At 52.5% G+C, this 23,114-nt stretch carries 22 protein-coding genes and 3 pseudogenes; 14 read left to right on the forward strand and 11 right to left on the reverse strand.

Annotation, left to right across the window (positions count from 1 at the left end; genetic code table 11):
- The first annotated feature begins 811 nt into the window (after window positions 1-811).
- Both GBC55_RS00830 and GBC55_RS00835 read left to right on the forward strand, forming a co-directional pair.
- The gene (locus GBC55_RS00830; protein ID WP_162436004.1) at window positions 812-2,479 is read left to right on the forward strand and encodes a BCCT family transporter; all 1,668 of its coding nucleotides are present in this window, start codon (window positions 812-814) and stop codon (window positions 2,477-2,479) included.
- 91 nt (window positions 2,480-2,570) lie between these two features.
- The gene (locus GBC55_RS00835) at window positions 2,571-3,707 is read left to right on the forward strand and encodes a mechanosensitive ion channel family protein (protein WP_162436003.1); all 1,137 of its coding nucleotides are present in this window, start codon (window positions 2,571-2,573) and stop codon (window positions 3,705-3,707) included.
- Window positions 3,708-3,815: 108 nt separating this feature from the next.
- Here GBC55_RS00835 and GBC55_RS00840 read toward each other — a convergent pair whose 3' ends face one another.
- Both GBC55_RS00840 and GBC55_RS00845 read right to left on the reverse strand, forming a co-directional pair.
- Entirely contained in the window at window positions 3,816-4,535 is a 720-nt protein-coding gene (locus tag GBC55_RS00840; RefSeq protein WP_162436002.1) for a 3'-5' exonuclease, read from the reverse strand.
- Window positions 4,532-6,412, reverse strand: coding sequence for a DUF294 nucleotidyltransferase-like domain-containing protein (locus GBC55_RS00845; protein ID WP_162436001.1), 1,881 nt, complete (start codon window positions 6,410-6,412; stop codon window positions 4,532-4,534). Before GBC55_RS00845 ends, GBC55_RS00840 begins: the two co-directional genes overlap by 4 nt.
- A 457-nt stretch (window positions 6,413-6,869) precedes the next feature.
- Here GBC55_RS00845 and GBC55_RS00850 point away from each other — a divergent pair, with 457 nt between their 5' ends.
- Entirely contained in the window at window positions 6,870-8,111 is a 1,242-nt protein-coding gene (locus GBC55_RS00850) for a sodium:proton antiporter (protein WP_162436000.1), read from the forward strand.
- Window positions 8,112-8,379: 268 nt separating this feature from the next.
- On the opposite strand, the gene GBC55_RS00855 is transcribed toward GBC55_RS00850, so the two are convergent.
- From GBC55_RS00855 to GBC55_RS00865, 3 genes are all read right to left on the reverse strand, one after another.
- Window positions 8,380-9,357: a DMT family transporter gene (locus tag GBC55_RS00855; protein WP_162435999.1), complete on the reverse strand. Its 978-nt coding sequence runs from the start codon at window positions 9,355-9,357 to the stop codon at window positions 8,380-8,382.
- Complete coding sequence (locus tag GBC55_RS00860) at window positions 9,354-9,926, reverse strand: TetR/AcrR family transcriptional regulator (protein WP_162435998.1); 573 nt, start codon at window positions 9,924-9,926, stop codon at window positions 9,354-9,356. The genes GBC55_RS00855 and GBC55_RS00860 overlap by 4 nt, the downstream gene beginning before the upstream one ends.
- 276 nt (window positions 9,927-10,202) lie before the next feature.
- On the reverse strand, window positions 10,203-10,520 hold the full coding sequence (locus tag GBC55_RS00865; RefSeq protein WP_162435997.1) for a transposase: 318 nt from the start codon (window positions 10,518-10,520) through the stop codon (window positions 10,203-10,205).
- Window positions 10,521-10,657: 137 nt separating this feature from the next.
- On the opposite strand from GBC55_RS00865, the gene GBC55_RS00870 reads away from it, so the two are divergent.
- From GBC55_RS00870 to GBC55_RS00885, 4 genes and pseudogenes are all read left to right on the forward strand, one after another.
- Entirely contained in the window at window positions 10,658-10,900 is a 243-nt protein-coding gene (locus tag GBC55_RS00870) for a hypothetical protein (protein ID WP_162435996.1), read from the forward strand.
- Window positions 10,901-11,548: 648 nt separating this feature from the next.
- The gene (locus GBC55_RS00875) at window positions 11,549-13,036 is read left to right on the forward strand and encodes a SulP family inorganic anion transporter (RefSeq protein WP_162435995.1); all 1,488 of its coding nucleotides are present in this window, start codon (window positions 11,549-11,551) and stop codon (window positions 13,034-13,036) included.
- An 11-nt stretch (window positions 13,037-13,047) separates the two neighbouring features.
- Window positions 13,048-13,899, forward strand: coding sequence for a universal stress protein (locus tag GBC55_RS00880; protein WP_162435994.1), 852 nt, complete (start codon window positions 13,048-13,050; stop codon window positions 13,897-13,899).
- A gap of 91 nt (window positions 13,900-13,990) precedes the next feature.
- A pseudogene (locus GBC55_RS00885) lies at window positions 13,991-14,452 on the forward strand (NUDIX domain-containing protein).
- Window positions 14,453-14,567: 115 nt separating this feature from the next.
- Here the strand turns inward: GBC55_RS00885 and nhaA are convergent.
- On the reverse strand, window positions 14,568-15,770 hold the full coding sequence (gene nhaA / locus GBC55_RS00890; RefSeq protein ID WP_162435993.1) for a Na+/H+ antiporter NhaA: 1,203 nt from the start codon (window positions 15,768-15,770) through the stop codon (window positions 14,568-14,570).
- A 351-nt stretch (window positions 15,771-16,121) separates the two neighbouring features.
- Here nhaA and GBC55_RS00895 point away from each other — a divergent pair, with 351 nt between their 5' ends.
- Window positions 16,122-16,871, forward strand: a complete 750-nt coding sequence (locus GBC55_RS00895; protein WP_162436139.1) for an OBAP family protein — start codon at window positions 16,122-16,124, stop codon at window positions 16,869-16,871.
- Between the two features lie 196 nt (window positions 16,872-17,067).
- Here the strand turns inward: GBC55_RS00895 and GBC55_RS00900 are convergent, their stop codons facing one another.
- The 3 genes from GBC55_RS00900 to GBC55_RS00910 form a co-directional block, all read right to left on the reverse strand.
- Window positions 17,068-17,292, reverse strand: a complete 225-nt coding sequence (locus GBC55_RS00900) for a hypothetical protein (RefSeq protein ID WP_218576849.1) — start codon at window positions 17,290-17,292, stop codon at window positions 17,068-17,070.
- Between the two features lie 266 nt (window positions 17,293-17,558).
- Window positions 17,559-17,801, reverse strand: a complete 243-nt coding sequence (locus GBC55_RS00905; RefSeq protein ID WP_162435992.1) for a hypothetical protein — start codon at window positions 17,799-17,801, stop codon at window positions 17,559-17,561.
- Window positions 17,798-18,502, reverse strand: coding sequence for a DDE-type integrase/transposase/recombinase (locus tag GBC55_RS00910; RefSeq protein WP_247266840.1), 705 nt, complete (start codon window positions 18,500-18,502; stop codon window positions 17,798-17,800). Before GBC55_RS00910 ends, GBC55_RS00905 begins: the two co-directional genes overlap by 4 nt.
- Between GBC55_RS00910 and GBC55_RS00915 the strand changes: the two are divergent.
- The 3 genes and pseudogenes from GBC55_RS00915 to GBC55_RS00925 form a co-directional block, all read left to right on the forward strand.
- A pseudogene (locus tag GBC55_RS00915) lies at window positions 18,480-18,665 on the forward strand (DNA methylase); the annotation flags it as partial. The gene GBC55_RS00910 and the pseudogene GBC55_RS00915 overlap by 23 nt on opposite strands.
- Before the next feature lie 45 nt (window positions 18,666-18,710).
- Entirely contained in the window at window positions 18,711-19,541 is an 831-nt protein-coding gene (locus GBC55_RS00920; RefSeq protein ID WP_162435991.1) for an alpha/beta hydrolase, read from the forward strand.
- 127 nt (window positions 19,542-19,668) lie between these two features.
- Window positions 19,669-19,971, forward strand: coding sequence for a transposase (locus GBC55_RS00925; RefSeq protein WP_014717988.1), 303 nt, complete (start codon window positions 19,669-19,671; stop codon window positions 19,969-19,971).
- 55 nt (window positions 19,972-20,026) lie between these two features.
- Here GBC55_RS00925 and GBC55_RS00930 read toward each other — a convergent pair.
- Window positions 20,027-20,289 (reverse strand): annotated as a pseudogene (locus GBC55_RS00930) (DNA methylase); the annotation flags it as partial.
- Between the two features lie 371 nt (window positions 20,290-20,660).
- Between GBC55_RS00930 and GBC55_RS00935 the strand changes: the two are divergent.
- The 3 genes from GBC55_RS00935 (at window position 20,661) to GBC55_RS00945 (ending at window position 22,373) form a co-directional block, all read left to right on the forward strand.
- On the forward strand, window positions 20,661-20,903 hold the full coding sequence (locus GBC55_RS00935) for a hypothetical protein (RefSeq protein ID WP_247266841.1): 243 nt from the start codon (window positions 20,661-20,663) through the stop codon (window positions 20,901-20,903).
- A gap of 57 nt (window positions 20,904-20,960) precedes the next feature.
- The gene (locus tag GBC55_RS00940; protein ID WP_162435990.1) at window positions 20,961-21,821 is read left to right on the forward strand and encodes an alpha/beta hydrolase; all 861 of its coding nucleotides are present in this window, start codon (window positions 20,961-20,963) and stop codon (window positions 21,819-21,821) included.
- Window positions 21,822-21,962: 141 nt separating this feature from the next.
- On the forward strand, window positions 21,963-22,373 hold the full coding sequence (locus GBC55_RS00945) for a response regulator (protein WP_162435989.1): 411 nt from the start codon (window positions 21,963-21,965) through the stop codon (window positions 22,371-22,373).
- A gap of 346 nt (window positions 22,374-22,719) precedes the next feature.
- On the opposite strand, the gene GBC55_RS00950 is transcribed toward GBC55_RS00945, so the two are convergent.
- Complete coding sequence (locus tag GBC55_RS00950; protein ID WP_162435988.1) at window positions 22,720-22,986, reverse strand: DUF1652 domain-containing protein; 267 nt, start codon at window positions 22,984-22,986, stop codon at window positions 22,720-22,722.
- Window positions 22,987-23,114 lie beyond the last annotated feature (128 nt).

The raw sequence follows: 23,114 nt of genomic DNA on the forward strand, positions 1-23,114 counted from the left end.
GAAGCGTGTTCCGTTGCGCACAGATCCCGTTTCGATAGGGATCGCAGGAATTACAACGAATCTCGTATTCATTTTCATGCCCTCTGGAATCACGCCATAACTATTAGCGGGTATGGGCCACCACAACAAGTGTCCGTCGCCAGTTTCCGATGAGGAACACCGAGGGATTGACGTCTAGGCGCTTCGAATGCTCCATCTCACGAGTTTTTGAGCCTATCCAGGCTGCTTGAAATCGTCCTCGTATTCGCCTCCTACTCATAGGTTTCCCAATTTTTCGAGGGCATTCAAAGACCTTTGAAAGAAAACGCAAAAGCTAGCCGCGACCTTCGTCGCGAAGAAGCGAGGGTTTTCATGACTTACGGGCAGGCGGGCGGTCTAATACCTTTCCTGAGTTGGTCAGACTTTCAAAATTTGTAAGCAGAGACAAAGAAGAGGCAAAGGGAGAGGTAGAATCAATCGATCTGATTTCTCTAACCAGCCAACCTCCGGAAAAATGGCCAGGTAGATCTATGCTTTTTTGTTTTCAAATATAAGAACTCCATCGCGATTTTTTGAATTCAAGGGGTGTAATACAGAGGAGACGTCTACCAAGCCATTCAGTCATCTCGTTGGCGCCAATCCTCTAAACGACACGTTCTCGCGTCCGGCATACAGCTGACACACGCCCTACCGCAACCCAAAGTGAGACCAGCTTTCGCCAGATAGTTAAAAAGCTTGTTAGGATAGGGATGCAAACATCTCGTTTTTACATAGGAACAGCGGGGCTTACGACCACAGCACGTCATAACGTGCCACCATCAAGGAGGCTCTCATGGGCCGAACACCTGGGGATGATCTACCAGAAAAACCTCATACAAGCAGTGAGGATGGCATTCCTGCTCCTAGCGGGGCCGCCAATCTGATTGATACCGACTACGTGATCGGACAGGACAATATCAAAGGTGAGTTTTCATTTTCCCTTGATATCCATGGCAAAGTGTTCGTCATCTCTGCTGCCACTATCTTGTTGTTCGTCATTATGACGCTGGCACTCCAGAATGAAGTAGAACCGCTGTTCAGTACCATCCGAAACTGGCTGACGGGCAATCTCGCCTGGCTGTTCATGAGCATTGCAAACATATTTGTCTTGCTTTGCATCGGGCTAATTTTCTCGCCGCTGGGGAAGGTTCGATTGGGCGGTAGGGATGCCAAACCAGACCATAGCTACGTGGGCTGGTTCTCGATGCTTTTCGCTGCAGGAATGGGCATTGGCCTAATGTTCTATGGCGTAGCCGAACCCATGTCTCATTATCAAGCGTCCATGGGAGGTGTGACCGTCGATGCAAGTGGTGCCCGCACCGACTGGGCACCGTTAGGAGGTGCAGCGGGTGACGCCAAGGCATCAGCCGACTTGGCAATGGCCGCCACTATCTTTCACTGGGGACTCCACCCTTGGGCGATTTACGCGATTGTCGCTCTGTCCCTAGCCCTGTTTTCTTACAACAAGGGCTTACCGCTCTCTATACGGTCGATCTTCTATCCATTGCTAGGCGAGCGCGTCTGGGGTTGGCCAGGGCACTTGATAGATATCCTGGCGGTATTCGCCACATTGTTCGGACTGGCGACATCGCTGGGGATAGGAGCTGAGCAGGCAGCAGCAGGGATTGAATATCTCTTCGGTATTGAGTCGACAAATCTAAGCAAAGTAGTGCTGATCGTTGGTATCACCATGATTGCCCTTTGGTCAGTTCTTGCTGGCTTAGATAAGGGCGTCAAGATGCTGTCACAGATCAATATGGGCCTAGCGCTGCTGCTGCTGGTGTTCATCATTGTTGTTGGGCCCACCTTGGCAATCTTCACTGGATTCTTTAAAAATCTGGTGACCTACGCTGAATATTTACCGGCGCTTTCCAATCCTTTCGGACGCACTGACACGGAATTCACTCAGGGCTGGACTGCATTTTATTGGGCATGGTGGATCAGTTGGTCTCCATTTGTGGGGATGTTTATTGCGCGGGTCAGCCGTGGACGAACGGTCAGGGAGTTCTTAATCTCTGTTTTGTTAGTTCCTACCGTGGTGTCCGTATTATGGATGACGACGTTTGGTGGCACTGCCATCGACCAAGCTACTGTGCAAAACTTGGTTGGCGTTAAGGATGCTGTCCTGGAGTTGAAACTGTTCGCCATGCTGGGAGAACTGCCACTAAAAGAAATATCTTCGTTCTTGGGCATTGTTCTGGTCATCGTCTTTTTTATCACTTCCTCAGACTCCGGCTCCTTAGTCATCGATACGATTACCGCAGGGGGTAAGGTCGATGCGCCTGTTCCACAGCGTGTATTTTGGGCCGTCATAGAAGGAGTGATTGCCATTGCACTGTTGTTGGGCGGAGGTCTCGTAGCACTACAAGCTATGGCGGTATCTACGGGTCTGCCTTTCGCTCTTGTGCTGGCTCTGGGCTGCGTGTCTCTTGTGAAGGGACTGATGTCTGAGCCCCGCTAGTTAACTATTGAGGGCAGCAAGTATCCCGTAATCTTTCCATAACCCGCCAAGCACGCGTTGGCGGGTTAAACCTTGAAAAAAGGAGGTCAGAATGTTTCAAGAAACATTAAATTTTTTTATGACTTACGATTTTCTGGGAATCTCGTTAGCCAATTGGGTTTTCGCTATTTTGTTAGCGACAATTAGTTTCGTCTTGGCAAGAACTGTGATTGGTTTTTTCCTTAGGAAGCTTCGAAAAATATCAGCTCTACCGAATGCCACCGTTAGTAATATCGCGGTCGTAGTGCTTTCAGGTACAAGTAATACACTCTTACTGCTGGCATCGATACTCGTTGGTGTAGGCGTACTTGACCTACCCGAGCGCTGGTTAGGAAGAGTCAGCAGCCTTTGGTTCGTAGTCGCTGCTTTGCAGATCGGCTTGTGGGCGAACCGCGCCTGTGCTTTGGCGCTCGCTCAATATTTTAGACGGCACAGCGCCTCTGAAACGTTCCAGGGCAGCGCCTTGGCGACCCTAAGTCTGTGGGGGGCGAAGGTATTCCTGTGGGTCGTTGTAGTTCTGTCGATGCTTTCGAATGTCGGCGTAAATATCACAGCTTTTGTTGCTAGTCTGGGCGTAGGCGGTATCGCTATAGCCTTGGCTATGCAGAATATTCTAGGTGATGTCTTCGCTTCGTTGTCAATTGCGGTAGATAAACCATTTGAGGTAGGCGACTTCATCGTTGTGGGCTCATTATCTGGTACTGTCGAGCATGTTGGATTGAAGACAACGCGGATTCGTAGCCTAGGCGGTGAACAAATCGTTATGGCGAACGCGGAAATGATCGGGAGTACAATACAGAATTACAAACGGCTTCTGGAGCGTAGAATAGTCTTTGAGATAGGGCTTACTTATACTTGCTCCGCGCTGCAGGCCAGGGAAGTAACACAACGAATCGAGCATATTATCAGTCAGCAAGAAAGAGCCAGATTTGACCGATGCCATTTTCGGAATTTTGGGGAGAGCGCCTTAGAATTTGAGGTCGTATACATCGTGCTAGACCCAAGTTACAACATCTATATGGATATTCAGCAGGACATAAATTTAGCAATAATGGACGCATTTAACGAGATAGGTGTCTGCTTTGCGTTCCCATCACGAACCGTTTACGTTGCATCGATTCCAGGGGCGGAGGTGCCTGTGGGTCGTAGCAAAGATGTGGCTGTGAGGACTTCAGAGCACTCGATATAAACGCATGCTCAGACGTATAGAATCATGCATATCGCCTGACAGACTTTCGAGGCGTTTGAGAAGCCTCCCGCCATAGCATTTCGGGCGCCCCCGCTTTGTGTTGGGCCGTCAGTCCCATAGCGCACCAATAGGTGAGGCTGATGAATAATGGGTAGCTATCTGCGCTTGTAGCAGCTCAGCGGTAGCGAGGGCATCGGTTAACGCATGATGCCCTTGATAGGCTGGAAGGTTATAGCGCGTGCGACTGTCGGCCAATCGTATGGATGTCTGCGGGCGGCGCATTAGCCTGGCAATCCACCCTTGCTTTTGCCGATGCATCCTCGCTTCCAATTGCATCGTGTCTACGACCGGAAACCTCAGGCCTTCTCCGAGGTGCCTCCGCAGTGCTGCATCTAGGAACTCACGCTCAATATTGCGGTAGTGGACGACGACCACTTTGCCTGCCATGGCGTCAAGAAGTGGCTCCAGCACTTCCGGGAGCGAGGGAGCATTCAAAATCTCAGCATGGGTAATGTGGTGAAAGGTCACCGACTTTTCATTCAGTTCTGATGATGGGTTTAGCACCCAATACGCCGCCTTGCTGCAATAGATGCGCTCTAAGGTGAACGGCACCAAACCAATGCTAACAATACTATGAGTCTGTGCATTGAGCCCAGTTGTCTCTATGTCCATAGCAAGAAATTGGACGTTTTCTATCGGGGTGTGTGGTGAGACGACATCAGCCTGATAAAACTTTCGCAAGTAAGAATTAGCCGACTTCTCCGCCAACTCGCGGAACACTTCTGGCCAGTTTCCCGGGTGATCTGGCTCTGCCTTGGCATCATTCATTTTGAGACACGACTCTTTGGCGGGTAGCGGAACCGCAGGAAATTCTGGCCGTTACTCAACACCTTGAAGGCCTCTTTAAGATTGTGCCGCTCGCTATTAGAGAAGCGCTCAGGCTCGATATAGTTATTGGGCGTTTCTCCCAGCTCCAGCGCCTCTACCTGATGCCGGATCCTCACCATAGAGAGTAGCTCAAGAGCATAGCGCAAGTGCTTCAATGCTTCGGGCGGCATGATGTTAGCGTTAGCTATTGCATCGATACGGTCAAACGAGTTCTGCGCAGTACTGCCGCAAGCAAGAGCATGGATGCGAATAAGGTCGGTGAGCGGTGCGGTGCCGCGACCTTTAAGATTGATGATTCTTTTCTGTTGTCCATCTGTCTCGACGACAAAGGTACGAAAAAATCCTAGGGGCGGTGTCCGGTTCAGTGCAATCCTCGCCATGGCACTGAGAAATGCAGGGTGGGAACTGGATTTGCGAGCGCATAGAACTTGGAGTTCTTGCACTAGCGAGAGCTGGCCGAATACGCCATCCAGATCGAAAAAGATGCAGCTATTTAGCAAGGTTGTCGGGTTTGGCTTTTCGATCCACTGATCAAAATAGCTGCGCCAAATCCTCAAAGGCTGGCGCCATTGATCGTTGGTCGCCATGACTCCGCCCTTACAGTAGCTGTACCCACACGCGGCGAGGCCATCGCTTACAAACGATGCAAGGCTACGGAAATATGTATCATGCGAGGCGGGATCGAATCGATCATCCAGCACTAGGGCGTTATCTTGATCGCTTACCAGCAGTTGCTCATCGCGCGCCATGGAGCCTAGAACCATGAAGCAGTAAGGTACTGGAGGTGGCCCCAGTTTTTCTTCTGCAAGCTCCAGCAGACGCTGCGTGAAAGCTCTGCCGATACCTGAGATAGCGCTACCGATCATGTGCGCGGTCGCGCCATCCTTCACCATCCGGATGTACGTTCCACGCAGGTCTCGTAAAAGCGACTTTAGACCGTCGACCGACGTCTGGTTAGATATTCTGTTTACCAGGTACAAGCTACTGTGGGATTCGTACCGAATAATATCTGAGAGGTTGATTACGCCAATCGGGCGCCCATGGTTGAGAACCGGCAAGTGATGGATATTGCGGCGTAGCATGACAAGCATGGCTTCAAAGCCTGAATCGTCAGCATTTATGGCCACTGGATCGGTCGTCATGATAGCGCTGATGAGCGTTTCGCCGGCGTTCCTCCCGACCGCGACAACGCGGGTACGAAGATCCCTGTCGGTCACGATACCCCGGATCTCTCCTGCCTGCAGTGCCGCTGGCGACATAACCACGACACAGGCAACGCGTTGTTCGGTCATCAGCTTTGCAGCCTCGCCAACCGTGGTATCCGACGTCACCCAGACCAGCGAGCGTGACAGCAAGGCTCGGCATTTGAGCTGGATCAGTTCGCTCGCCCGGCCCTGCGCCTCGACTGCAGACTTAAGCCTGGAGTGCCCTTCAGCTTCAACGAAATCCGCAAAGGCGTCATGCTGTGCGCACAGATCGGCGAATACGTCGGCGGGGATGTAGTAAATGAGACTGTCTTCAAGTGCTCTCGCAGGAAAACGAACTTTGTTGCTGCGCAGGAGCCCTGCCTGGCCAAAGATATCGCCTTCGACAAGCCGGTTGTAAAGCTCGCCGCTGCGTCGATAAATCTCCACTGCGCCGCTGCGCACATAGTGCAAATCCTGGATAACGGCACCTGCTTCCAGGATGTCGCTACCGGCCTTGAAGTAACGCACATCAACTCGCAGAGCCATAGCATCTACCGACTCCCTGGGCAGTTGATCAAACGGGGAAAAACGATAGAGATGGTCGCTGATCTCCTGCATCTCGGCTTGCATGGAACCTCGGTATGCTGGAAGGAAAAATCGCCAAAAGGCGTATGTTGAAATTTGCTGCTCGCCCCAAAAGCCTATCAGATACGTTCTATCGGATTATAGGATTAAGGCAATTCGAGTCGAGTGGGCGGCAGCGGCCTTCGCAAAATACGGCATCCATCCGCTCTTAACAGTGGGCTGTCGATTTGAGTGAAAGTTCTGTAACCATCGTGGTTAGCAGTCGAATGACTTAGCGTATCGCGCATGCCCCCTCCTCTGCCGCCACAAACAAATGGCATGGGCCATATCTTTGGTTGTGATACTGATGCGCCGATGGTGTCCAAGCTACCGTCAGGGCAGCGCGACCAACCTGCAAATTTTGCACTCTCAGGCATTATTGCTTTCAAACTGAATGGCGGGCCTCGACGCAAAGCGCATCCTTATCATTAACTATCGCACATCCCCCGGAGCTAACCGTTGAATGCTTGACATTATTGCGATATTTCTAAGTGTCACAGCCCTACTTGCCTACGTTAACCGACGTTACGTGGGACTTCCTTCCGCCATTGGCGTCATGGGTATCGCACTTGGCATATCGCTACTGAATATGGCCGCTGATAGCCTTGGCTTCCATGCGTTGCACACGCTTGAGCAATCGCTGGTGGAATCCATAGATTTCTCCGAATTGCTTATGCAAGGCATGTTGTCGTTACTGCTATTCGCTGGGGCCTTGCACGTCGACCTGTCGCAGTTACGAATCTACAGATGGCAGGTAGCGTCCCTCGCCGCAATAGGCACAACCCTGTCGACGCTATTTATCGGTTTCGGTCTATGGGCGTTATTGTCTTTGACAGATCTCGGTATGCCGCTCGTCTACTGCCTGGTGTTCGGTGCTCTGATCTCGCCAACCGATCCTATCGCTGTGATGGGCATTTTGAAGTCTGCTGGCGCACCCGGCAACGTTGAACTGGTAATTTCGGGCGAATCTCTATTTAACGACGGCGTCAGCGTCGTCCTGTTTTCCCTGATTTTGGCTATGATCGCCAGCGGTGAGGCTCCCTCGTTTACGGGAGCCGCGCAGCTATTGTTGAAGGAGGCAGGTGGCGGCGTACTTCTGGGCGCAGTCGTCGGATATATCATCTACCGGATGCTCAAAAGCATTGACAGCTATCAAGAGGAAGTCCTCATCACCTTGGCCGCTGTGCTCGGCGCCTATGCACTTGCAACACATCTGCACGTTTCCGGCCCTTTGGCGATGGTGGTGATGGGGTTAATTATTGGCAATCAGGGCCGCTCTTATGCAATGTCTGAACAGACCAAGAAAAATCTCGACATGTTTTGGGAATTGATGGACGAAATCCTTAATGCAGTCTTATTTGTCCTGATCGGCCTAGAAGTAGTTCTGATACATTTTTCAAATGCTCTTATCACCACTGGATTGATGGTCGTGGCTTTAACGTTGCTGTCGCGATTGCTGACGGTCGGTGTTCCTATCGCTGTCTTGGGTAAACGCTTTCAGCTTCCTAAAGGTGCTTGGAGCGTAATGACCTGGGGTGGCCTACGAGGAGGAATTTCAGTGGCCCTCGCTTTATCGCTTCCGCCGAGCGAGGCACGCGATACAGTGGTTTCCCTAACCTACATAATCGTAGTGTTCTCTATTTTGATCCAAGGTATGACCATTGGGAAACTGGTCAGGAAGGTCATGCCCTGCGCGGGCAGATAATAGTTGATACAACATTGCGATAAAAAGAAATAATACGGCGATAGCTATCTAACGGGATATCGCAGGCAGGCTTATAAGGCTCGAAGAGCCGATAGCCCGTAAGAAGATGGCGAACACACCTTCCGGCCAGGATGAAAATTGTCGTCGCACAAACATGTCCAGATATGAACCGACCACCCAACACACCTTCCCGATCCCAGCAATTAGGGCAATGATGCCAAATCAATCAAAAGTGGGTACCTGAAATGCCCATACGGGCACAGTCGCATTAGTTTTGGCTAAGGTCAGTTTTCCCACCATGCGTCTCGAGGCGTGTTTGCCTGCGATAAAAGGCGTGAATAGCCCACACCACCCCTACGAATAGCAACCCTGTCCCAAGCGCTTCCATAGGAGAGGGCCAGCGTTGGTTGATGAGCAGGCCCATCGTAGTTGCATAAATGGTTTCGCTGGCGATCAATTGCCCGCTGAGCGCCAGAGGTAGACGTCGAGTTGCAATTGACCATGCCCAGGCACCCGCAAGGGTAGCCCCTAACCCCTGAATCAACCCACAGACTAATAGCGCCTGAGTACCTGCTAACCCGCTCGGATGGCTAGCGAAGTGGGACAGGTTCAAGTGCAAACCAACGGGTATAAACGCCAGCATCTCGACGCTGCACATGAAGATCAGCATGGCTGACCACAACATGGGGGACATGCTTGGGCGCTGAGCCAAAGCACTTTCATTTAACAATCCAAAGCCCGTCCAAAATCCAATTGCCATTAACGATGCGAGCAGCCCCAGCAGTATCGAATGGGTCGGGAGCACCACCTCTGCGGCGCTAAAATCAAACACGCTCAAGTTGACCAAACTTATGCCCAATGCCGCCACCAGCAGCGGCCCGGCAATGGCGCGCCAGGGCACGCTGGAGCTTCGCATGTTGCCGGCAATCGCGAGCACAATCGGTACTGACCCCATCATTACCGGAGGGATCACCGGCCCAGCTGCCAAGACCGCAGAGGTGATCAGGAAGAAGTAGCCGATGTATCCCAAGAAGCCCAGCAGTGCGGCACAGGCCCAGTCGCTCAGTCGCAATTGCCGAACTTCGCTGCGGTAAACAAACAGGACAAGCAGGCTACCCAAACCGGCGAAGGCATAGCTCACCACAGCAAGATCAAAAAGGCTGTAATCGCCGACCAACCCCGGAAAGATGTAGAGCAGCGACCAGGAAAAAGTGGCGGCAATGGCAGCTAATAGGCCTAGGGTCATACGCTCTGCTCCTGCTGGCCCTGCTTTCGGATCCAGCAATGAGCTACGTGTCGGGCGGTGTCGAATACCCGCACGTCCTGGCCCATGGCGCCGCTTACAAAACTGCCCTCCAGTAAGATAAACAGCCCCTCAGCAACTACGTCAGGGTCACTTATACCGGCGCTCACGGCCAAGGCATTAAGATTGTCGCGTATCCCTTGCTTATGCCTGCTCACTGCTAAATGTACAGGGTGGCTAAATTGGGGAAATTCAGCCGCACTGTTGACGAACAGGCACCCGCGTTCGCTGTCTTGTAAAAGAAAACGTTGATACAAATCGAAAAAAGCGAGCATGCCACTGACCGGGTCAGGATGCCCTGCCAACGTGCGCGCTACCTCTTCACGCCAGCGTCGGTCACGCTCCTCAAGGCAAGCCACTATCAGCGCATCCTTGGAGGGGAAATGGCTGTAGAGCGTCATCTTGGTAACACCCGCCATCGCGGCGATGGTCATCACACCAGTAATGTATATACCTTGTGACAGAAAAAGCTTCAGTGCGGAGTCAATCAAGCGCTCACGGGTATTATCCATTTAAGGCACTCCGGCAAAGATACGAAGTTGACTATACTGACCGGTAAGATTGGGGCGCATCCAAATACGACCTGAATAATGGCTTCTACGACACCAGCCGCAACATGCTAACGCGGCAGCAAATCGTAGGATTTGGCCAATCAGGACGTTCGTTACGCTAGCTAAGCACAGTACGGCTTCGCCGCACCGAACACCGCAATCACTCTGGCCAATGCGGTCTCTGTACCGGCGCGCATACCATGGATTCAGTGGCGAGCCAGATAGCGTCAATGCGAATCATTGAGCAACCTCACGGATAAAACGCGCACAGCCATCCGGGTTGGAGGCTGGCCATTTCACTGTGATAGATCTATCGCCCAGCGATAGCGAAATGACAGCCATGTCTTCCTTGGCCCGCTTGGGCGTGATTTTCAGAGGCACGAATGCGGGCGGCACTGCATGTGGTTGATCTTGGTAAATCGGCAACCATTTGCGGATGACGTTGGCATTGATGCCGTGGTTGATGGCAACTCTGGAGACCGTCGCTCCAGGTTTCAGGCATTTCTGGACGACCTGGGTTTTGAACGGTTTGGGATAAGAGCTTCGTTGGCGCATGGAAATCCTGTCGATAAGGGCAATCGCGTCCGCTTAAAATGATCTGACCCCGAAAAGTTGGACGCCTTCTATGCCCGCCGGGCTTTCGTTCTCATCAACTTCTTCGACTATGCTTTTACTCTCTATGGAGGAAAGCCATGTCTCTGCCTGACGACCCTACCCCTGCACTGCTCAGCCGCCTAAACCAAAACATCACAGCGCTCAAGTGTGCGATTGAAGAGATAAGTACTTGGATCGATCAGCAAGGTTCTAAAGTCGTATCCGACCGAATCAATGAGCAGATGAGTGTGCTGGAAGGTAACAATGACGCCGTTGCAGAATTGTTGGTTGACCTAATCGCCAGATGGACGCCCGAGGAAGAGAAAGATCCAGAAGATTGAACCTGGCCGAGCGCCGCGCTATCCGCTTCCGACTTGCGCGTGGGAATACTCAATCTACAATGACCATCAGCTGATGGAACGGCGCCCCCTTTGTGAAAAAAGCAGCCCGCCTCCGTGCGGGCTTTTCCGATTCTGCTCTACAGCCACAGTTGCCTGATCTGTGGAGGCTCCACTCCGAATCACACTGATCAAATTTGACCAGAAAAATAAAAAACCCGGCACTTGGCCGGGTTTTTACCTGCGCTTCTCAACTACGCAGTTCCCAACTGAGAGGGATGGAGAACTGACAAAAGAAGCGCAGGCGAGTGATATTGCCAAAAGACCTTTCTCAAAGCAATCCGCCCAGAGTGAGGTGGCGGGTCGCAATCGACGATAGCTTGACTGTATACTTCCCGCTCAGCCTGCCCCCTTGAGCTACAGGAACACCAACATGACTGTACTCCAAACGATTTACTGGCAGCCTACGCCGCCTTAGCGCTACGCCCCCTCGCAACACCTTGCTTCCGCTAGCTTCGCTCGCGGGCGCGCACTGCTGTACGCCTGGTTTTACACCTTAAGCACACAGCAAAAAATCCTCAAAATTTGAATTTGTATCGATTCGCTCGCCATCCATTTGACGTGCGCGATGCTTTGCCTTGGATATTTTCTATGCTGCAAAAACTCAGACAAACGTGGCTTTCCAACGTCCGTGGAGATGTGCTCGCGGGGCTCGTGGTCGCACTCGCGCTGATCCCGGAAGCTATCGCCTTTTCCATCATCGCCGGGGTAGATCCCAAAGTCGGTCTCTACGCCTCCTTCTGTATCTGTGCTGTCATCGCCTTTGTCGGCGGGCGCCCCGGGATGATCTCGGCGGCGACAGGCGCCATGGCACTGCTGATGGTTACGCTGGTAAAAGAGCATGGACTCCAGTACCTGCTGGCCGCGACTCTACTATGTGGCGTACTTCAAATCCTTGCCGGCTACCTGAAGCTTGGCTCGTTGATGCGCTTTGTTTCACGCTCGGTAGTCACCGGTTTCGTAAACGCATTGGCGATTCTGATTTTCATGGCGCAATTGCCTGAGCTCACCAATGTTACCTGGCACGTCTACGCCATGACCGCAGCGGGCCTCGGGATCATCTACCTGTTTCCGTATGTGCCGAAGATCGGCAAGCTGATTCCCTCGCCACTGGTGTGCATCCTGACCCTGACCGCAATTGCCATTTACCTCGGTTTGGATATCCGCACCGTGGGTGACATGGGACAATTACCTGACACATTGCCTATTTTCCTATGGCCTGAAGTACCGCTGAACTTTGAAACCCTGCGCATCATCTTCCCGTACTCAGCAGCGCTGGCAGTGGTCGGCCTGTTGGAATCCATGATGACCGCAACCATTGTCGATGATCTGACCGATACCACCAGCAACAAAAACCGCGAATGCAAAGGCCAAGGCATCTCCAACATCATTGCTGGCATGCTTGGCGGTATGGCGGGCTGCGCCATGATTGGCCAGTCAATCATCAACGTGAAATCCGGTGGCCGTTCCCGCCTGTCGACACTTTGTGCCGGCGTCTTCTTGTTACTACTCATCGTCTTTCTAGGTGAGTGGCTGTCTAAAATTCCTATGGCTGCGCTAGTTGCCGTGATGATCATGGTCTCCATCGGCACTTTCAGTTGGGATTCTCTGCGTAACCTCAAGCAGCACCCACTCTCGACCAACATTGTGATGGTCGCCACCGTTGTGGTGGTCGTGGCAACACATAACCTCGCCTATGGTGTCCTGGTGGGCGTGCTGCTGGCTTCGCTGTTCTTTGCGAACAAAGTCGGACATTACCTCGATATCAAAAGCAGTCTTGAAGAGGCAGAGTCTCACCGCACCTATCGCATTGTGGGTCAGGTGTTCTTTAGCTCTGCGGACAAGTTCACCAACGTTTTCGACTTCAAGGAAGCACTGAAGAAAGTCACCATCGACCTGACTCAAGCTCATTTCTGGGATATCACCGCCGTCGCGGCCCTGGACAAAGTGGTAATCAAATTCCGTCGCGAGGGTGCTGAGGTTGAGGTGCTGGGCCTGAATGAAGCCAGCGCCACTATCGTTGACCGCTTCGGCCTGCATGACAAACCTGACGCCATCGACAAGCTCATGAGCCACTAAGGAGATCAACAATGACCCACGTAATGGCATGCATTGATAACTCACAATCCTCACTGGCGGTCTGCGACTACGCAGCATGGGCATCGCGACAACTCAATGCGCCTCTCACCTTGCTGCATGTATTGGATGAAGAGAAATACCCGGCATCAGCTGACCTTAGTGGAAATATTGGCCTCGGCAGTCGAGAGCATCTACTGGAGGAACTGGCTACGTTGGATGCCCAACGCGCCAGGCTCGCACGGGAGCAAGGTGAACATATGCTTGAAAAGGCCAGGGAGCGAACGGTCATCTCCGGCGCTGCTTTTCCTGAGCTGAAGCAGCGTCACGGACACTTGGTAGAAAGTCTGAGCGACCTTCAGGAGGATATTCGACTGTTGCTGATAGGAAGAGTGGGTGAAGACAGCTCACGTAGCGCACACAGCCTTGGCAGCCAAATAGAAGCTGTAGTGCGGACAATTCACCGGCCCATCCTGATCACAGCAAGCAGCTATAAAAAGCCAGAAAAGGTGATGATCGCCTTTGACGGCAGTGCAACAGGCTACAAAATAGTGCAGATGTTTGCAGAAAGTACCTTAGGTAAAAATTTGCTAATCCACCTAGTCATGGTTGGTGCAAAATCACAGGGGAATTTGGCGCACCTAGTAACAGCTAGGGGGATACTCGGAGCTGCAGGTTTATCTGTCGAATCAATTACCCGTGAAGGTGAGGTCGAATTCGAACTCTGTTCCTATCAAGTAGAGCAAGGTATTGATTTGCTGGTCATGGGGGCCTACGGGCATTCACGCATCAGGCAGTTTCTGGTAGGCAGCACGACTACTACGATACTTCGAACATCAGCTCTTCCTGTATTACTGCTTCGCTGACCAGCGTCCCCGGCCACAGTATTTCCAAGCTCGAGAAATACTGTGGTTACCCCAGACGATGATCATCTGATCGAGTCGGAAAATAGACCCCATGCAACTTATAACCGAAATTATTCATCCAGAACTGAACTCCATACGAGGGAGAGTATTCCGTCGTCATGCCGCGCGCGGCATCGTATTGCGGTACGAACAGATCCATTTGCTATTCACTGAGCGCTATAACAACTTTAGCTTCCCTGACGGCGGACTTGAAGCCGGCGAGGACATTGTCACAGGCCTGAAGCGTGAGCTTGGAAGAGACTGATGCCCGTGAGATTCAGGTACTTCAGCACTACGGCGATATCGAAGAATACCGGCCTTACTGGAAGCCACAATATGACCTGATGCACATGACGTCGCATTTTTATCTATGCGAAGTAACGCCCCAGCTAGAGCCGGTCAAAATGGAAAGCCACGAAATCGCTCAGAAGTCATCGATGGGGCAGTCAATTCAGCGCGAAACGTTCATGCTGAAAAAGTCGCGTCCGATTTGATGCCGCCAATCAGCCGTTGAGGGGGGGTATTCTCAGTAGCTTATGGCGTAAAGCACGATGACTACACTTCGCGAAACGATGTTCCGGCCACGAGATTTCTGTCAGAGAGAAACTCCGTGGCCGGCTCGCTTACGCTTATTTAGAAACCGTGGCGGCGACCATGGCAGGCGCAGCGCTGCGGCGCAAAATCAGGACACCACCTATCGCAGCCAACGTTGAACCGATCAACACACCGACTTTCACCTCGTCAATCAGGTGAGCTGATCCAGCAAACGCCAGGTTTCCGATGAACAGGCTCATGGTGAAGCCGATGCCACACAAGAGCGCAACGCCATAAAGCTGTGCCCAATTGCTGCCTTCCGGCAGTTTGGCCAAGCCCATACGAATTGCCAGAGCAGCCAATAGGAAGATGCCAATCTGCTTGCCCACCAACAGGCCGAGCGCAACCCCCAGCGGAACCGGATCGACTAGGTTTTCCATCGAAATACCGGCCAATGAAACACCCGCGTTGGCGAAGCCAAAAATCGGCACCACAGCGAACGCTACCCACATGTGCAACTTCTCTTCTAGGAAAAGCAGCGGAGATCGGGCTTCCTCTTCTGGCTTGCCCATTGGGACACACAATGCAACGGCAACACCCGCAAGGGTGGCATGCACCCCCGACTGCAGCACGAAGAACCACAGCACACCACCGACCAGCAAATACGGGAACAATCGTCTGACGCCCAGTCGATTCATTGCGATCAGAATGACCAGGGTCGTGAGCGAAGCCAGCAACATCGGAATGGAAAGACCAGTGGTGTAGAAAAAGGCGATGATGACCACAGCACCCAGGTCGTCAATGATCGCCAAGGCGGCGAGGAAGACCTTCAGCGACGTAGGGACTCGCTTACCCAGCAGCGACAAGACGCCCAGGGCGAATGCGATGTCGGTAGCGGCTGGGATAGCCCATCCCTTCAACGTCTCAGTGTTACCCCAATTGATGGCGATGTAGATCAGCGCAGGCACAACCATGCCGCCTACAGCACCAAATCCAGGCAAGGCGCGCTGTCCCCACGTGGAGAGCCCGCCTGCTAAAACCTCTCTTTTGATCTCGAGTCCGACCATCAGGAAGAAGATCGCCATCAGGCCATCATTGACCCAATGCTCGACAGACATGCCCAACCAGACACTGTGCAAGGCTGCAAAATAACCTTGCGAGAGAGGCGAGTTGGCCACGATTAGTGCCGCGAGTGCTGCGCCCATCAGCACAAGACCGCCAGCGGACTCCGACGACAGGAAGCGAGCCAGAATCGCGGCTGCTCTAGGAGTTTCGGCTTTAGCTTGATGATTAGTCATCAACGTCCTTGGGATCGCTTAAAAGGTAATATGTTAACACTTGGCTCATGCACGCGTGGCGGGGTTAAACAGCCTGAAACAGTTAACGCTGAAGGGCATAGTCAGCGAGCATTCCTCAACGCAAGCCTATGAAATAGTGCTTACGCCCACCCCTCCCTTCTCTTTAAGATCAAGCAGGGCGAGGCTCATGCCAAAAGGCGCCGCAATGACAAATGATTTGAACGCAGGCTCCCAAGCGCTTTCTATCTAGGTATATGGGCATTGGTAACCAAGGCAATCGTCGTTTGTCATTGATACTGGAAGCTAACGGGACGAAGGATTTGCGAAATGATTGGAGGTAATACCCTACGAATGTTTTTCACCGCCCTCAGACCTTCGTTGGTTCTGTCCGGCCTCTTGCTAACAGCGTGCGCCGTTAGCACTACACCGTCCTATGTCGTTGCTCCGGGAGAGGACAAGACAACCATTACGCGCGCTCTGGATACCGGTGCCGCTCTACTTCAATCGCGTCCGCCCATCGATGCGCTAAATGCCTACCTGGATGGTTTCCATTTTTACAGTGGCCATCCCGATGCTCAAATGGAGGCTCATCACTACTGCTCCATTCTCAATGAGCAAGTGATTCAGTGCGTGATGTATGATGGTAATCGCAAGGATGCGAAGCTCGTGGGGGTCGAATACATCATCGATGAGCAGCTATTTGCTAAATTGCCGAACGCTGAAAAAGCGCTTTGGCACAGCCATGTTCATGAAGTGAAGTCGGGCCAACTGATTGCTCCCGGCATTCCGGACTTTGCAGAACATGCGCTTATGGAGAAACTCATCCATACCTATGGCAAGACTTGGCATACGTGGCACACCGACCTCAACAAAGAGTTACCGCTAGGCGTACCGCAACTGATGATGGGATTCACAGCTGATGGCCAGATCAACCAGCGACTGGTAGCCGACCGGGACAAAAGATTTGACGTCGATAGCTCTCGGAAAAAGAACGCCCGTGCCGCCATCCCTGTCCCACCTATAGATCCAGGTGCTGATGCTTGGCGCAATGGAAAGGGCTTTCAAATCGAAGATCCGACTGGCAATGAGCATCGGCACTGAAATCATCAAGCTAACTGGCTAGCCTTTGGACTTTCGTGAGTCAGCGCTACCAGGAAAAACCATTGCTCCTGAATAGTCCGATCCTCTTTATGAATCCTTAACTACTCAGTTTCGCTCTGAAGAAACTCACCCGCCCGCGCAATGATTTCGCCGTTGATCAAAGGACGTGTTTGACTCCCTTTGCGTGTCCGCACTGTCAGTGCCAGAGCGTATCAGTATTGGAGATGAAAGCTGCGCATCTCACCTCCCAGCACTGCGGGGCTTGCAAAAACCACTTGGCATTGGCATTGGCATTGGCATTGGCATTGGCATTGGCATTGGCATTGGCATTGGCATTGAACTCAAACGTCACAGGTTCGTCTAGCGTTAAAGATGGGGCAGCTCTGGTACTCCGTCCGTGTACGGTCAGGGAGGTTGCCATGGCGACCACTGCCGCGCGCTTAAACTACTTCCACGACACCCTTTTCTTCCAAAAGTATTTGTACCGGATCGAATTGCTACAGCGCCTCTAAACCGAAACAGTCGCCTTCGCCAGTACCACCAACCCGAAGGCAGACTCCGGAGTACGGAGCCTCCTGTTCTTGTTCTTCGGGAAACATTTGTATCGGGCCAAGAGGCGGTCGGTACTGCATTACTTCAGGCGGGAACAAACGTTATGGCATGTGATTTTGCCTCAATGTCGATCCGCTAGAACTTCGGTGCATCGCCTGTGGCTTCCGCAATGGTGGCAAAAGCCTCCTCCATATCGGCGATGTTGTCTTGAAGCTTCTGAAAAACCAATAGGAAAGCGCCGTCCACATCCACGGTCTGGTGGCCACGCAGCGTACCTACTCTTTCATCCTCCATCTGCTGGAGACGGTTGACGCTCTCTCGCAGAGACAACAGCTGATCAAAGATGGCGCCGATTTGAGCTTGGCTCTGTGCACTCATTGTTGCCACCCAAGCCTTGAATTGATCTCCCTTCGATAGGACGTATCGATCTGAGCCGGCACCCGCCTAATGTAGTCCCGCGCGTGCTCCTGCGCATCTGCACTCAAACCAGCAAGATATGAAACGGCGTCATCAACAGTTGGGATCAAACCTTCAATGTCTTCGAACTTGGGCGGCAGTGCAGTCCAAATGACTGCGTCCAATTGGTGAAGGAGTGCCCATTCAACCGCCATGCGTAGCGCTTCGCAGGTCAGGTTGGCATCAGAAATCATCGAGAACGACCAGCCTACGATCCTGGGAGCGTACAGATCCAGAACGGCAGCGAAGTACACCCACCGCTTGCCGACCTTGATGTATGTCACGTCGCCACACCACACCTGATTAACCGCCGTCACATCAAATTGTCGCTTGAGCACGTGCGGCGCCACCAAGGCCTCCACGCCCGGCGACTTGTACTTATGGCGCCTGCGCTGACGACTAGCGATGCCAGCTTCGCGCATCAGACTGCGAGCCATATAACGCCCGATACGATACCCTTTGGCTTGTAGCTCCTTGGACAAAGTACGTGCGCCGGCCGACTCTCTGGACGCCTTGTGGTGCCTGACCAGCGCGGCTTTGAGCTTGTCCCTTTCAGGATTTGCTCTGCCTTGGCGCTGGCGCCAGGCATAGAAGCTGCTGCGGTTATTGGCATTGGCTAACAAGATGAATGCTGAATATCACGGCAAGGTCAGCAACATCGTCGCGGCAAGCGCAGATCGTAAGGCCTTCGAAAAACGGCTATCTGAATTTGGAGGAATAGGGCCGAAAACCATCGAGATTTTTATGAGGGAAGCGGCTGCGGTGCTCTTCGGAACTTCCCCCTAACTCTCACCACTACTGCCTCCCAATTGCGTGCAGCAAGGAGAAATCATGACAACGCACAGGCTAATAGCGAAGGGCTTGCAGTTGAATGTTTCGATCTGCGGTCAAGGCTCTCCGCTGCTTTTACTCAATGGTTTGGGTGGGTTGATTCGTACCTTCGATCCGCTGCGCGATGAACTCGACGACTTCATGACCATCACGCCGGACGTGCCAGGAGTCGGCAAGTCGCAAATGCCCCATTGGCCCATTCGCCTGCCACGCCATGCCGACTTGATTGCCGAGATGCTCCAGCAATTGGGAATCGACCAGGTCGATGTGTTCGGGGTGAGCTGGGGAGGTGCATTGGCTCAAGAATTCTCTCTTCGTTACCCGAGCATGGTACGTAGGCTGATCCTAGCTGCGACATCTCCCGGCCCAGTGCTTTTGATGAAGCCTGCTGACGTTATGGATTTTTTCCGCAAGAGTAAAAACGCCAAAATGCGCAAGCAAGATAGCTCCCGCAATTCAATTCATACGCTGCTTCGGTTCGGTGTGATGAAAGGCATGCTCTCTGTTAATCCGCGAACCTACTATTTCCAGCTCGCAGCCTTGATCGGATGGACAAGCCTGCTTCGGTTGTCCCGGCTGCCTCAACGCACGCTGGTTCTTACCGGCGACCGCGATCCGTTAATACAGGCGTACAACGCCCATATCCTGCGCCGTACAATTCGACATTCAGAACTTCGCATTCTGAAGGGCGAGGGGCACTTTTTTGTGGTGACCAGCGCTAGACGAACTGCCGTCTTGATCCGCGAATTTCTTAGCCGGCAATATGACGATGAAGAGATGGCACCGAGGATCGAAGACCGAAACGCTAAGGCGAGCCTAGAGCGCGCCTAGATTAGTTAATCCGCTCGTTGACGTCGTTGTGAAGGGGGCTCACGACGCAGTCGTAGTGAACTGGCCTAATGATTTTGGACACTTCAATCGGGCGCTATGATAGCGCCCAAATCTGAGGTGTTTGGATATGCGTAAATCTTATTCGAGTGAGTTCAAGCTCAAGGCTGCCAGCATGGTGTTGGATGAAGGTCAGCCGGTTACCGAAGTCTGTGCCAGCTTGGATATCGGCCCCACAGCCCTGCGCCGCTGGGTTGATCAAGTGCAAAAAGAACGCCTGGGCTCGACTCCGGTGGGAGCCAAGGCAATTACCGCTGACCAACGAGAAATCCAGAGACTCAAAGCTCTGCTCAGAGAGAAAGACCTGGATATCGAAATCCTAAAAAAGGCCAGTGCTCTCCTGCTTTTGGACGCCAAAGATCATTCACGCTGATCGATGAGCTGGACGAGCAGTACGGCGTTAAAAGGTGTTGCCGGGCGTTCGGGGTTAACCGCGACGCGGTGGTCTCGTCATAACGGACGTAGTGAGCCTGACCGAGCATCACGACTAACTGGCGGTGAGTACAGCTCGCCAGTTTATGCGGCGTATCCCGCTGGTGTTGCTCGACGATAACCTGATACGCCTTGGCGGCAATCGGCCGCTGGATTCTCTTGCCCATCAGGAAACTGGCGATCAGCCATTGAATAACCCGGCTTCGTTCGCACCTTGAAGGTCGATTTGCAAGTCATGTGCGCTGATGATTTTGCTCACCGGTTCACCTTCTAGCCATGATCTCATTTGAGACCCAGCACTACTGCTTACGATCCAACCAAATCCATGGATAAGGAACCCTTATTCATGCTCGACGCCTAATGATTGAACCTTACGATTTGAGAAAGACGAAATGCATATTTCCGACACAATCCAAGTCATGGAAGCGCTGTCAGCCAACGAAGTAAACCTTAAGCTTCACGAGGGCTGGTCATTGATATCTGTGGTCGTCACAACCCATCCCAATGGTCAGCTCCATCCTTGCTACATTCTCGGCAAATCGAAAACCTCATCCGACCATCAGAAGTCCGATTGACTAGGGTGGCATCGACCTAGCGATTTACTTCGCTGAACAGTACCGGGGGGATAACTTGGCTTATCTGAATTGGATTCAATGGCCAGCGATGGTTGTTACCGTTCTCGCCGCATGGCTAATCGGGTCGCAGCGGCCAGGACGGCGGATGATCGGGTTTATATGCTTCAGTGTGAGCAACGTGTTGTGGGTGATTTGGGGATTCAACGCAGGCGCGTATGCATTGATCTTATTACAGGTTTGTCTTTTCCTGATGAACCTTCGAGGGCTCAAGAAAAACACAAGCCTCAATGAGACATAATCAGCCGGCAGGGTCAGTGTTAATCGAAGAGCAGTAGACACCGCCAAGGACATTGAAATGTTCGATAACTTTTCTCTCGATACCGTAAAACTTCCGGAGGCAACCCTCAGAGTCAGGCATGGTGGGAGCGGCTCTCCCGTCTTATTACTCCATGGGCATCCTAGAACTCATGCGACCTGGCATCGCGTTGCTCCACTCTTGGCAAAAAATCATTATGTTGTCTGCCCAGACCTTAGAGGCTTTGGGCAGTCATCGAAGCCTGAGGACACAGCCGATCATGCGGGCTCCTCAAAGCGCGCCAAGGCTCGTGACTGCATCACTTTGATGCGCCATTTGGGTCATGAGCGATTCGCCGTGATTGGCCATGATCGAGGTAGTTACACTGCCTTTCGCACGGCTATGGATCATCCCGAAGCCGTCACACATCTAGGCATATTGGACGGTGTGCCGATACTTGAAGCTCTCGAGCGCTGTAACGCCCAGTTCGCGACGAAGTGGTGGCACTGGTTCTTCTTCGGACAACTCGAAAAACCGGAGCAGGCAATCCTGGCTGACCCTGATCGATGGTACGGCGGCACCGCCGAGGCGATGGGTGCAGACGCCTACAGAGACTATCAAGCAGCCATCCATGACCCAGCGACCGTTCATGGCATGGTCGAAGATTATCGAGCAGGCTTGGGAATCGACCGTACTCACGATGAAGTCGACCGCCGCGAGAGCCGCAAGGTTAAGTGCCCGACAATGATTTTATGGTCGCTACGTGATGATCTTGAGCTTCTGTACGGCGATGTTTTAGCCCTGTGGGAACCTTGGACGACACAACAACGTGGTCGTGGGCTCAACTGTGGGCATCACATGGCGGAGGAAGTGCCCGACGAACTTGCAAGAGAAATCATTCAATTCCTGCGTGAGACCTAATACTTCAGTTCGCAATCATGCATCTTTGACCGGGATCATGAAACTCGATGCACTGAAGACCACAGAAAGCTTAAACGCGAATACACTGAGATATTGACGCGTCAGACGCCGGCCTGTTGCGCCTGGCTAAGGAATCCTTGAGTGATCGTCCAGTGGGAAGGTTTTTTGCCAATCGAGGGATTGGTGATCGTCATCGAAGACGATCCGACTTTGCGAGCGTTGATGGAAGAAATCGTATTGGAAGTCGGAGGGAAGGCAATCTCGTTTCAGACTGCAGATGATGCCTTAACCTATCTGCTTCAAACTCATGAACAATGCCGTCTAGTGATCGCAGACCACGGCGTACCTGGACAGATCCAGGGGATCGAGTTCATCGAGATGGTAAGTAGTCGATGGCCATCAATTGCAGCAATCCTGACCTCTGGATATTTAATAGATCCTGAAGCTGTTCCCGGCTCTAGCATCTATCTGCATAAGCCTTGGTCGCTGGATGATTTCGTGATCGCTATGGCGGCCTTATTACAGCCTGGCATCGCGATTCACAAATACTGACTCACGGGATCGGAGATGCGAGGTAGGTCGCGCTCGACTTTGTAACTCCTCTCATCAGAAGCTGGGTGAGTGCTTCCTCTATCTCATCAGCTGCGCCGTTTTTATGCTCCGTGAGCGACCACTGCCAGTAACGATCTGCCATCAGGCCACCAACCGCTTCTGCACATAGTGCATCACAGCTCACACCCATCTTTGTGGCTGCCGCTATAACGGCTAGAAGTGCTTGCTCAAGTTGCTGTGTTCTATCGGAGGACACGGGACGGGCTCCACGAAAATGAAACCATATTATGACCGATATCAGTTTGACATCAAAGGTAGCCTGTTAGGCTAATCCTGCCGCATCCGCTCAATGCCCCGGGGCTCTGCACTCGCTCGATTTGAAGCTAGCTTTGCGCGCAGTCATCTCACTGCGCAGCTCGGCTATGAGATTGGCAATCGCACGACTCGAACTAAGTGGGGCCGTCGACACACCCGTGACCAAGAGCTCAACGCTACCTGAAGAGGGTTCGGTGACCTTGATCATCAGCGAACCATCCACGTTCAGGGTGCAAGAGCAGGACAGAGGCAGGAAACCGCACTCAATGATATGTCGTAGCTCAAGAGCGGAAATCATCACGTTCTCCTAAGGGCGGTGTTCATTGATTGTTGTCCAAATGTGGAAGTAGTCAAAGATTCAGAGGAGCATTATTCGACAAGGCATTTCAGGCTCACTCCGCTGAAACGTTGCACCTGCTTGCATGC

The sequence above is a fragment of the Pseudomonas sp. TNT3 genome (assembly GCF_010095445.2).
Classification (GTDB): Bacteria; Pseudomonadota; Gammaproteobacteria; order Pseudomonadales; family Pseudomonadaceae; genus Aquipseudomonas.